Raw genomic sequence first — 11,040 nt, 5'->3', positions numbered from 1 at the left:
CGTCGACCTGGGCCGCGATCTCGTCCAGGCGGGTCCCGAGCTGCTCCTCGGTCAGGAGCACGCGCTCCAGGTCCGCGCCCATGTCCTCCACGTTCACCGCTGCGGGTCTCCCTCGTCGTCCGGCTCGACGGCCCGGCGCTGAGCCCGGGCCCGCGCGGGCACGACGTCGTCCGGGTCGGTCGACGGGGGTGCTGCGCGCAGCGCAAGCCTGCCACACGCGCGGGACGCCGCCACGCGCCCGGGCAGGTGGACGGGGCCCTGCCCCCGCCAGTCCGTGACGAGCGCGGCGACGGCCGCGACGTGCGCGCGGGTGACCGAGCCGGCGGGGGCGCCCGCGCGGACGGCGGCGGCCCGGACCGCGCGGTGCCGCAGGGCGGCGGGCGCGGCCGCGAGCACGGCGGCGTCGAGCAGGACGCCGGCGGGGGCGCCGGCCCCGGGTGGATCCGCCGGGACCGGCACGCCGGGGCGGGCCCGCGCCGGCGGGTCCACCGGCACGGCAGCGGCCGCCGCCGCGCGGTCCAGCAGGTCCGCCGCGAGCGCGTCCAGGGCGTCCGCGTCCTCGCGCAGCAGGTCCGCCGACCGCGCCAGCGCCGCCGCCACGCCCGGCCCGAGCTCGCGCTCCAGCACCGGGAGCACCCGCGCGCGCACCCGGGACCGGGCCGGCGCGCCGGCGTCGCCGTCGGCGGGCGCGTTGGTGGGGTCGTGCCACGGGTCCAGCCCCAGCGCGGCGCACGCGGCGACCGTCTCGACGCGGGACACGCCGAGCAGCGGCCGGCGCAGCAGGCCCCGGGCGGCCGGCATGCCGGCGAGCGACCGCGCCCCGGAGCCGCGCGCGAGGCCGAGCAGCACGCCCTCGGCCTGGTCGTCGCGGGTGTGGCCGAGCAGCACCGCCGCCGCCCCCAGCCGCGCCGCCTCGGCGTCCAGCGCCGCGTACCGGGCGTCCCGCGCCGCCGCCTCCGGCCCGCCGGCGCCCGCGTCCGCCGCCGCGTCGACCGCGACCACCACGACCGGGTCCAGGCCGAGCGCCCGGCAGGCGCGCGCCGCCCGCTCGGCGACGGCGGCGCTGCCCGGCTGCAGGCCGTGGTCCACGACGACCGCGCCGACCCGCCACCCGGGCGCGCCGCGCCGGGCCGCGGCCGCCGCGACGAACGCCGCCCCGGCCGCGAGCGCCAGCGAGTCCGGGCCCCCGGAGCACGCGACCAGCACCCGCGCGCCGGCCGGGAGGTCCGCGAGCGCGGCGTCCACCGCGCTCCGGACGGCCGCGACCGCCGGGTCCAGCCGGGCCACGTCAGCCGTGCACCCGGCGCACCCAGGCGGCCGGGTCCGCGATCTCGGCGGCCGTCGGCAGGGCGCCCGCCGACGCCCACACCGCGTTCAGCCCGTCGGTGCCGACCCGGCGGCGCACCGCGCGCACGAACGCCGCGCCCTCGCGGTACTGGGCGAGCTTGACGTCCATCCCGAGCGCGGCCCGCAGCGCCCGGCGCATCCCGCCGGTCCCGGCGGCGCCGTCGCGGCGGGCCTCGAACCGGCGCCGGATGCGGCGCACGGACGGGACCACCGACCGGCCGACGGCGTCCATGGTCACGTCGGCGTGCCCCTCGAGCAGCGCCATCACGGCGCCCACCTCGTCCAGCACCACGCGCTGCCGCGGGTCGAGCAGGTCCAGCAGCGAGCGCGGCCGCCCGGCGCGGGCGCCCGGGGCCGCCTCGTCCGGCGCGGGTCCGCCGCCGTCCCGCGCGACGTCCCCGCCCGAGCCCGCGTCCGCCCGGGGCCCCCACGGCCGGCGGGGCCGCGGCCCCTCCTCCGCCAGCAGCACCCGCAGCCGCTCGGTCAGGTGGTCCACCAGCCACGGGGCGGACGCGAACTGCTGGGCGTGCGTCTGCTCGTGCAGCGTCACCCACAGCCGGAAGTCGGCGGTGTCGACCCCGAGCGACCGCTCCACCGCCAGCACGTTGGGCGCCACGAGCAGCAGCGTGCCCCGGCCGCCCCACGGGTCGTACTGCCCCAGCACCGCCCCCGACAGCAGGCCGAGGACCGCGGCGACCTGCCCGGCGCCGGCCGTGCCGCGCACCCCGCGGTCGGCGGGCACCCCGACCCGCGCCGTCAGCCCCTGCAGCGCCCGCACGTTGGCGCGCGCCCAGGACGCGCGGTCGACCACCCGGACGTCGTGCGCGGGGGCCGCGGGGTCGGCCGGCGCCATGCGGGTGATCCGCGCGACGTGCTCGGCGGCCACCGGCGCGGCGGCCCGCAGGTCCGCGACGACCGCGGCCCGCTCGGCGCGCGTGGCGGCGGGCCCGGACCGCACCGCGCGCGCGGCGAGCCGGGCGGCCAGGTCCCAGTCCACGGCCGGCTGCACCCGCCCACCGTAACCACGCGCGGCCGCGCGGTCGCCGCCCGGCGCCCCGGGCGTCATCCCCGGCAGCCGCACCCCGCGAGCGCCGTGACGAACCCGTCCAGCGCCTGCCGCGGCTGGTACTGCCCCACCGCCCCGGTCTGGTCGGCCATGAGCACGAACAGCAGCAGCCGCCCGTCGGCGTCCAGCACCGACCCGGCGAGCGAGGTGACGCTCGTCAGGCTGCCGGTCTTGGCGCGCACCAGGCCCGTCGCGTCCCCGGAGCGGAACCGGTCGGCGAGCGTCCCGGTCAGGCCGCCGATCGGCATGCCGTTGCTCACCTCGCGCAGCTCGGGGTGCGCCGGGTCGACGACGAGCTCCAGCAGCCCGAGCAGCATCCGGGGCGGCAGCGCCGAGCCCTCGGCCAGCCCGGAGGCGTCGGCCAGCGTGGCGCCCGCGGTGTCGACCCCGAGGGTCTGCGCGGTGCGCAGCACGGCCCGGGTCGCCCCCTCGAAGCTGCCGGGCAGGTCCAGGTCGAGCGCGACCATCCGCGCCACGACCTCGGTGATGGTGTTGTCCGAGGTGTCGAGGAAGTACTGCGCGACCTCGGGCACCGGCGCGGACGACACGACGCCGAGCACGTCGCCGGTCGCGGGCGTCGACACCCGGGTCGGGGTGCCGGTCACGGTGATCCCCGCCTCGCCGAGCCGCGCGGCGAACTCGGTCGCGGCGTGCATCGCCGGGTCCGCGCGCCGCGGCGGGTACTCCCCGGCGGAGATCTTCGCGATGTCGACCGCCAGCGGCGCGACCGGCGCCACGAACCCGTTGGCGATGTCGGCGGGGTCCCAGCCGGGGGCGGTCGCGGGGCCGGTGAACAGCGTGTCGTCGAGACCCAGGGTCACCGTGTCCCGGCCCGCCAGCCGCAGCTGCACCGCGACCAGCGCGGCCAGGTCGGCCAGGCCCGCGCGGCCGTTCACGGCCTCCGGGTCGCCCGCGCCGGCGGCCAGCATCATGTCGCCGCCGCCCACGAGGACGACCTGGTCCCCGGCGCCCTGGCGCACGGTGGTGTCGAACGTCCGGTCGGCGCCGAGCCGGGTGAGCGCGGCCACGCCGGTCACGAGCTTGGCCGTCGACGCCGGGGTCCGGGCGTCGTCGCCCGCGTGCTCGCCCAGCACCTCGCCGGTGAGCGCGTCCGCGACGAGGACGCCCACGGTCGGGCCCAGCCGCGCGTCGCCCGCGAGGCCCTGCACCAGCGCCTGCACCTGCCCCGCGTCCGGCGCCGGGGTGGCGGCGTCCAGGTCGGCGAGCACCGCGGCCCCGGCGCCGGTCGTCGTCGCGCCGGGGGCCTCGGGGAACGGCGCCGCGGGGGCCGGCTCCGGCGCGAGGGTCACCAGGCCGGGCACCACGTCGTAGGCGTCCGCGGTCGCGTAGGCCCCGCCCGCGAGCACCAGCACGAGCGCCGCCACGCCCACCGTCCTGCCCGCGCGCGCCACCGGACCACCCGTTCCCGTCGTGTTCTCCCGGCACGGGCCACCGCCGCGCCGTCCGTGCGTCACACTAGGGGCTTGAAGGCGACGCGCCACCACCTGGCACGCCGCCGTGATCAGCTGCCCGCCGCGGCGCCAGGGTCGCCGGCGGCGGAGACGAAGGAGCGGGTGTGGAGTTCGACGTCACGATCGAGATCCCCAAGGGCCAGCGGAACAAGTACGAGGTCGACCATGCGACCGGGCGGATCCGGCTGGACCGCATGCTGTTCACCTCGACCCGGTACCCGGACGACTACGGCTTCATCGACGGCACCCTCGGCGAGGACGGCGACCCGCTGGACGCCCTGGTGCTGCTCGAGGAGCCGACGTTCCCCGGCTGCCTGATCCGGTGCCGCGCGCTGGGCATGTTCCGCATGCGCGACGAGGCCGGCGGCGACGACAAGGTGCTCTGCGTGCCGACGGGCGACCAGCGCGCCGCGTGGCGCCAGGACATCGACGACGTGTCGGACTTCCACCGCCTGGAGATCCAGCACTTCTTCGAGGTCTACAAGGACCTGGAGCCCGGCAAGTCGGTCGAGGGCGCCCACTGGGTCGGCCGCGCCGAGGCCGAGGCCGAGATCGAGCGCTCCCGGCAGCGCGCGATCGACGCGGGGTACGACCAGCACTGACCCGAGCCGCCGCCCCGCGCGGGCGGCGCCCGGACGCACGACAGGGCCCCGGCGCGCAGCACGCGCGCCGGGGCCCTGTCGTGCGCCGCGGGTGCGGCGGGCGCGACGGGTCGGCCGGTCAGCCCACCCGGCCCGCGTAGGCCATCGAGTTCGTGTACCGCATGGCCGCGATCCGCACCGGCTTGCCCTCGCTGGGCGCCTCGAGGATCTGGCCGCCCCCGATGTAGAGGGCCACGTGGTAGACGCTGCTGGCGTCGTTCTTGTTCGTGCCCCAGAACACCAGGTCGCCCGGCTGCAGGTCGGCGTACGCGATCTTGGTCACCTGGCGGTACTGGTCGCGCGACGTGCGGTTCAGGCTGACGCCGGCCGCCTTCCACGCGCCCTGGGTGAGGCCGGAGCAGTCGTAGCCGTTGGGGCCCGTGCCGCCCCAGACGTACGGCAGGCCGAGCTTGGTCCGGGCCCACGCGATCGCGGTCTCCGCCTTGCTCGCGGACACGGGCGGCGGGGTCGTGACCGGCGGCGTCGTGACCGGCGGGGTGGTCACCGGCGGCGTCGTGACCGGCGGGGTGCTCGGCGTCGACGGGGTGGAGGGGGTCGACGGGGTGCTCGGCGTGCTCGGCGTCGAGGGGGTCGACGGCGCGGCGGACCCGCCGCCGGCGGCAGGGGCCGTGCCGCCGCCCGCGGCCGGCGTGCTCGCCGCCGGCGTGGTCCGCTCGGCCTGGGCCGCGGCCTCGGCGCGCGCCTGGCGCTCGGCGTCGATCTGGTCCTGGCGGGCCTGCTCGACCTCGGCGCTGGTGTTCCGCGCCACCGCGAGCTGCTGGATCAGGCCCGCGCGCTCGGTCTGCGCCGCGGCGACGGCCGCGTCGGCGTCGGACTGGGCCTGCTGGGCCGCGTCGAGCGCGTCCTGCGCGTCGGCGGCCGCGGTCTCCTGGGCGGCGGCGGCCTGGTCGGCCTTCGTCTTCAGCGTGGTCGCGACCTGCTCGGCCGCGAGGTAGCCCTGCACCGCCTGGTCGGCCTTGGAGCTGACGTGCGACAGCGCCTCGCTGCGGGCGACGACGTCCTCGAACCCGTCGGCGGACAGCAGGGCCTGCACCGTGTCCATGGAGCCGCCCGAGCGCGCTGCCTCGCGGGCGATCGCCACGAGCGTGGCCCGGGCCTCCGCGAACTGCTCCTGCGCCTGGTCGTACTGCTCGGACGCCTGGCTGGCCTGCTGCTGCGCGGAGGCCAGGTCCGCCTGGGCCTGCGCGTACGCCTCGCCGGCCTGCTGGACCGCGACCTGGCTGGTCTCGGCCTGCGTGCTGAGCTCGGCGAGCCGCACCTCGATGCCGGCGACGGCCGAGGACGCGGACGTCACCGCCCGTCGCGCGTCCCGCACGTCCTGGTCGCTCACGTCGGGGTCGGCCAGCGCCACCCCGCTCGCGGGCAGCAGCAGCACCGCCGCCGTGATCGCCGCGGCTGCACCTCGCGCCGCGCGCGCCCGTCCCGTGGTCCGCACCTGCTCGCCTCTCGTCGCCGTCCGCCACCCCCGCGCGCACCGCGTGCGCGCCCCGGGGCCGGCGAAAGTCCCTGCGCCCCGCTGAGGGACGCTACCGGTGAAAATCACAGAAGTGAACACGAGTCACACCGTTCACATGAGTCACATCGGCGTGGTTCGGGACGAACCGGACACCCGGGGCCACGAATCACCCGGGTGGCGGACCCCCGTGGCCCCCGACGTGCCGTTCCGCGCCCCCGGGCCGGCCCGCCGTGGACAGCGCGTCTCACATCGCGGGACGGCTGTTCCACGCCCCGGCGCGCGCTCCGTACTGTGAGCCGCATGTCCCGCCGAATGTGTCGCTGATCAGCGCACGCTCGGCTGTGCCCGCAGGCCCCCACGGGCCGCGGCTCCGGCGCCCCGCAGACGGCGGCACCCCGTCGCCCCCGGGTCGCCGCACACCGGCACCGGCCGCCCGGGACCCCTCCTGGCACGACGCGCGTGCGCACCGCCCACCACCCCGCACCGCCAGCCCCCACGCACCGCCAGGAGAGAGACGATGACCCAGCAGCAGTGGTCCTTCGAGACCCGCCAGATCCACGCCGGCCAGACCCCGGACAGCGCCACCGGCGCCCGCGCGCTGCCGATCTACCAGACGACGTCCTACGTGTTCCCGGACGCCGGCGTCGCCGCCGACCGGTTCGCGCTCAAGGACCTCGGCCCGATCTACACCCGGATCGGCAACCCCACGGTGCAGGCCGTCGAGGACCGGATCGCCTCGCTCGAGGGCGGCGTCGGCGCGCTGCTGCTCGCGTCCGGCCAGGCCGCGGAGACGTACGCGATCCTCAACATCGCCGAGGCCGGCAGCCACGTCGTCGCCAGCCCGAGCCTGTACGGCGGCACGTACAACCTGCTGCGCCACACGCTCCCCCGGTTCGGCATCGAGACGACGTTCGTCACCGACCCGCACGACCCGCAGGCGTGGCGCGACGCGGTCCGGCCGAACACCAAGGCGTTCTTCGCGGAGACCGTGCCCAACCCGAAGCAGGACGTCCTCGACATCGAGACCGTGGCCGGCGTCGCCCACGAGGCGGGCGTCCCGCTCGTCGTCGACAACACCGTCCCGACCCCGTACCTGATCCGGCCCCTCGAGTGGGGCGCCGACGTGGTCGTGCACTCGGCGACCAAGTACCTCGGCGGGCACGGCGCGGCCATCGGCGGCGTCATCGTCGACGGCGGCACGTTCGACTACGGCGCCGACCCCGAGAAGTACCCGTCGTTCAACACGCCCGACCCGTCCTACGACGGCCTCGTGTTCGCGCGGGACCTCGGGAAGGACGGCGCCTTCGGGGTCAACCTGTCCTACGTGCTGCGCGCGCGGGTGCAGCTGCTCCGCGACCTCGGCGCCGCGATCAGCCCGTTCAACGCGTTCCTCATCGCCCAGGGCCTCGAGACGCTGTCGCTGCGGGTCGAGCGGCACGTCGCCAACGCCCAGAAGGTCGCCGAGTGGCTGGAGGCGCGGGACGACGTGCTGTCGGTGACCTACGCCGGGCTGCCCTCGCACCCGCAGTACGAGCTCGGCCGCAAGTACGGCCCGAACGGCACCGGCGCGGTCCTCGCGTTCGAGGTCGAGGGCGGGGCCGCCGCCGGCCAGGCGTTCGTCTCGGCCCTGGAGCTGCACTCCAACGTCGCGAACATCGGCGACGTCCGCTCCCTCGTCATCCACCCGGCGTCGACCACGCACAGCCAGCTCACGCCCGAGGAGCAGGCGCTGTCCGGCGTCACGCCCGGGCTGGTCCGGCTCTCGGTCGGCCTGGAGGGGATCGAGGACATCCTCGCCGACCTCGACGCCGGCTTCCGCGCCGCCAAGGGGGCCTGAGCCACCCCGTGCCCACCACCGGATCCACCCCGACGGGCGCCGTGACCCCCACGGCGCCCGTCGGCGCACCCACGTCAGGACGGCCCGTGCCCGACCGCACCACCCGCACCACCCCCGCCGGCGCGGGGGGTCCCACGGGCGACCACAGCGGCCGGCCGCTGCCGAGCACGCCGCCGCGCGCGTCCTCCGCCTGGCGCGAGGGCGACCCCGTCGGCCGGCGCCGGTTCGTCGACCTCGGCGCGCTCGACCTGGAGGCCGGCGGCCGGCTGCCCGACGTCCGGATGGCCTACGAGACCTGGGGCACGCCCGCCCCCGACGGCTCGAACGCGGTGCTCGTCCTGCACGCCCTCACCGGCGACTCGCACGTGACCGGCGACGCCGGCCCCGGGCACCCGACGCCCGGCTGGTGGTCGACGCTCGTCGGCCCCGGGGCGCCGATCGACACCGACCGCTGGTACGTCGTCGCGCCGAACGTGCTCGGCGGCTGCCAGGGCAGCACCGGTCCGGCGAGCACCGCCCCCGACGGGCGCCCGTGGGGCAGCCGGTTCCCGCAGCTGACCGTCCGCGACCAGGTCGCCGCCGAGCTGCGGCTCGCCGAGGCGCTCGGCATCGGGTCGTGGGCCCTGGTGGTCGGGGCGTCGATGGGCGGCCAGCGCGCGCTGGAGTGGGCGGTCACCGCGCCGCACCGCGTCCGCCGGCTCGCCGCGATCGCCACCTCCGCGCAGACCTCGGGCGACCAGATCGCGTCGTTCCACACCCAGCTCACGGCGCTGTCCGCCGACCCGCGGTTCCGCGGCGGCGACTACTACGACGCGCCCGACGGCGAGGGCCCGCACGTCGGCCTCGGGCTGGCCCGGCAGATCGCGCACCAGACGTACCGCAGCGCCGCCGAGCTCGACGCGCGGTTCGGCCGGATCCCGCAGGGCGGCGAGGAGCCGCTGGACGGCGGCCGGTTCGCGGTGCAGTCGTACCTCGACCACCACGGGGACAAGCTCGCGCGCCGGTTCGACGCCAACACCTACGCGGTGCTGACCCGGTCGATGATCACGCACGACCTGGGCCGGGACCGCGGGAGCGTCGAGGCGGCGCTCGCCACGGTCACGGCCGACACCCTCGTCGTCGCGGTGGACACGGACCGGCTGTTCCTGCCCGAGCAGTCGGCGCGGATCGCGGCGGGGGTGCCGGGGGCACGGCCGCTGCACACCCTGCGGACGCCCTACGGGCACGACGGGTTCCTCATCGAGCACGAGCAGCTCGGGCCGCTGGTGCGCGAGCACCTGGAGGGCTGAGGCCGGACGGCGCGCCGCCCGCGCGGCGGCGTCTGGCACGCTGGCCCCATGCAGACCGGGACCGGGGACGTGACCGCGCGCACCGAGGTGCTGCGCCGGCAGTGGGGCACGCTGCGCGACTGGGTGGGCGACGTGCTGGACGCCGACACGGCGCGCGCCGCGAGCGTGCTGGACGGCTGGAGCGTCGCCGAGCTCGTGGCGCACCTCGGCCGGGCCATGGACGCGCTCGCCGTGTGCGAGCCCGCGCCGGCCGGCACCGTGCCGCTCAGCCTCGCCGAGTACCTCGGCTCGTACGCGGGCCGGGCCGCCGACATCGACCGGGTCACGAAGGAGCTCGCGGCCGAGATCGCCGACGACCCCCTGCGGCACGTCGACGCCCTGGTCGAGCGGGCGCTCCGGCGGGCCGACGAGCTCGGGCCGGAGGACCGCGTGGTGCAGGCCCGCCGCGGCCCGGTGCTGCTGTCGACCATGCTGGCGTCCCGGATCACCGAGCTCGTGGTGCACGCCGACGACCTGCAGCGCTCGCTGGCCCGCGCGCGGGGCGCGGCGCCGGGGTCGCGCGCGGAGCTCGGCACCGGCGTCGGCCCGCTGCCGGGGGTACCCGGCGGGCTCGGGCCGGACGGCGGGCTCGGCGACGGGGTCACCTCGGCCGGGCCGCTCGACGGCGACGCGCTCGACCTCGTGGCGACCGAGCTGCTGCGCATCGTCCGGGCGCGCGGCGGCTGGGACCTCGACGTCGTGCAGCCGCTCACCTGGGTGCGGCTGGCGGCCGGGCGGGTGCCCTACGACGTCGACGTGCTGGCGGCGGCCCTCGCCCCGCGGTTCACGTCGGACTCGGTCCCGGACCTCGGCCGGATGCTCCCCCTCCTCTGACCCCCGGTCGCCCTCTCGACGGGGTCCCGGGGCGGCGCGGCGGGCGCGGGCTAGGGTCGGGAGCATGCTCGCCGCGATGGTCACCCGGTTCTCGCCCGACGACCCCCTGGCGGGCCTGACCGTCGGGGAGCACCCGGACCCGGGACCCCGCGAGCACTGGACCACCGTCGACGTGCGCGCGGCGGCCCTCAACCAGCACGACCTCTGGTCGCTGCGAGGCGTCGGCCTCGAGCCCGAGCAGCTGCCGATGGTGCTCGGCACCGACGGCGCCGGCGTCACCCCGGACGGCCGCGAGGTCGTGCTGCACGCGGTGGTCGGCGGCGCGTCCGGCCACGGCGTCGGGCCCGCGGAGCCGCGGTCGCTGCTGTCCGAGCGGTACCCCGGCACGATCGCCGAGCGCGTCGCGGTCCCCACGTGGAACCTCGTCGCCAAGCCGGCGGAGCTGTCGTTCGTCGAGGCGGCCTGCGTCCCGACCGCCTGGCTCACCGCCTACCGGATGCTGTTCGTGACCGGCCGCGCGCAGCCCGGCCAGCGGGTGCTCGTGCAGGGCGCGGGCGGCGGCGTCGCCACGGCCGCGATCCGGCTCGCCGCGGCGGCCGGCCTCGAGGTCTGGGTGACCAGCCGCGACGAGGGCCGGCGCGCGCGGGCGCTCGAGCTGGGCGCGGCCGGCGCGGTCGGGTCCGGCGAGCGGCTCCCGGTCCGGGTGGACCTGGTGGTCGAGACCGTCGGCGCCGCGACCTGGTCGCACTCGGTCCGCTCGGTGCGGCCGGGCGGCACGATCGTGGTCGCCGGCGCCACCACCGGGGACCCCGCCGCGATGGAGATCCAGCGGGTGTTCTTCCTGGAGATCGCGGTGCTCGGCGCGACCATGGGCACCCGGCAGGACCTGGAGCAGCTGCTCGCGTTCCTGGCCCGCACGGGCGTGCGCCCGGTCGTCGACTCGACGGTCCCGCTGGCCCGGGTCGGCGACGGCCTGGCACGCTTGGCGCGCGGCGAGCAGTTCGGCAAGGTCGTCGCCGAGGTCTGACGGGTCGACGG

At 78.0% G+C, this 11,040-nt stretch carries 9 protein-coding genes; 5 read left to right on the top strand and 4 right to left on the bottom strand.

Annotated features, from left to right (window positions below):
- Positions 1–93 precede the first annotated feature (93 nt).
- Genes tilS through dacB form a run of 3 tightly spaced genes read right to left on the bottom strand, consistent with a single transcriptional unit; the run spans position 94 to position 3,798 of the window.
- Positions 94–1,287, bottom strand: a complete 1,194-nt coding sequence (gene tilS / locus VER05_RS19640) for a tRNA lysidine(34) synthetase TilS (RefSeq protein WP_324846986.1) — start codon at positions 1,285–1,287, stop codon at positions 94–96.
- Between the two features lies 1 nt (position 1,288).
- On the bottom strand, positions 1,289–2,356 hold the full coding sequence (locus tag VER05_RS19635) for a zinc-dependent metalloprotease (RefSeq protein ID WP_324846985.1): 1,068 nt from the start codon (positions 2,354–2,356) through the stop codon (positions 1,289–1,291).
- A gap of 53 nt (positions 2,357–2,409) precedes the next feature.
- Positions 2,410–3,798 carry a D-alanyl-D-alanine carboxypeptidase/D-alanyl-D-alanine endopeptidase gene (gene dacB / locus VER05_RS19630; protein ID WP_324846984.1) on the bottom strand — a complete coding sequence of 463 codons (1,389 nt, stop codon included), beginning with the start codon at positions 3,796–3,798 and terminating at the stop codon, positions 2,410–2,412.
- A 191-nt stretch (positions 3,799–3,989) separates the two neighbouring features.
- Between dacB and VER05_RS19625 the strand changes: the two genes are divergently transcribed.
- Positions 3,990–4,487 carry an inorganic diphosphatase gene (locus VER05_RS19625; protein WP_146835884.1) on the top strand — a complete coding sequence of 166 codons (498 nt, stop codon included), beginning with the start codon at positions 3,990–3,992 and terminating at the stop codon, positions 4,485–4,487.
- 118 nt (positions 4,488–4,605) lie between these two features.
- Here the strand turns inward: VER05_RS19625 and VER05_RS19620 are convergent, their stop codons facing one another.
- Positions 4,606–5,982 (bottom strand): C40 family peptidase, encoded by a 1,377-nt coding sequence (locus VER05_RS19620; protein WP_324846983.1) that lies wholly within the window; start codon positions 5,980–5,982, stop codon positions 4,606–4,608.
- A 538-nt stretch (positions 5,983–6,520) separates the two neighbouring features.
- On the opposite strand from VER05_RS19620, the gene VER05_RS19615 reads away from it, so the two are divergent.
- The 4 genes from VER05_RS19615 to VER05_RS19600 all read left to right on the top strand — a co-directional run bounded on the left by VER05_RS19615 (position 6,521) and on the right by VER05_RS19600 (position 11,029).
- The gene (locus VER05_RS19615; RefSeq protein ID WP_324846982.1) at positions 6,521–7,840 is read left to right on the top strand and encodes a bifunctional o-acetylhomoserine/o-acetylserine sulfhydrylase; all 1,320 of its coding nucleotides are present in this window, start codon (positions 6,521–6,523) and stop codon (positions 7,838–7,840) included.
- The gene (gene metX, locus VER05_RS19610; RefSeq protein ID WP_414647664.1) at positions 7,837–9,129 is read left to right on the top strand and encodes a homoserine O-acetyltransferase MetX; all 1,293 of its coding nucleotides are present in this window, start codon (positions 7,837–7,839) and stop codon (positions 9,127–9,129) included. Before VER05_RS19615 ends, metX begins: the two co-directional genes overlap by 4 nt.
- A gap of 48 nt (positions 9,130–9,177) precedes the next feature.
- Complete coding sequence (locus VER05_RS19605) at positions 9,178–10,002, top strand: maleylpyruvate isomerase N-terminal domain-containing protein (RefSeq protein ID WP_324846981.1); 825 nt, start codon at positions 9,178–9,180, stop codon at positions 10,000–10,002.
- Between the two features lie 64 nt (positions 10,003–10,066).
- Positions 10,067–11,029, top strand: a complete 963-nt coding sequence (locus VER05_RS19600) for a zinc-binding dehydrogenase (RefSeq protein WP_324846980.1) — start codon at positions 10,067–10,069, stop codon at positions 11,027–11,029.
- The last annotated feature ends 11 nt before the right edge of the window (positions 11,030–11,040 follow it).

It is taken from the genome of Cellulomonas sp. (assembly GCF_035634735.1).
Lineage (GTDB): Bacteria > Actinomycetota > Actinomycetes > Actinomycetales > Cellulomonadaceae > Cellulomonas.
Note: the sequence above shows the minus strand (reverse complement) of the source record. Positions and strands in the feature narration are given on the sequence as shown.

Coding starts and splice junctions, on each gene's coding strand:
- VER05_RS19615 (WP_324846982.1), top strand. CDS start 6,521: ATGACCCAGCAGCAGTGGTCCTTCGAGACCCGCCAGATCCACGCCGGC.
- VER05_RS19605 (WP_324846981.1), top strand. CDS start 9,178: ATGCAGACCGGGACCGGGGACGTGACCGCGCGCACCGAGGTGCTGCGC.
- VER05_RS19600 (WP_324846980.1), top strand. CDS start 10,067: ATGCTCGCCGCGATGGTCACCCGGTTCTCGCCCGACGACCCCCTGGCG.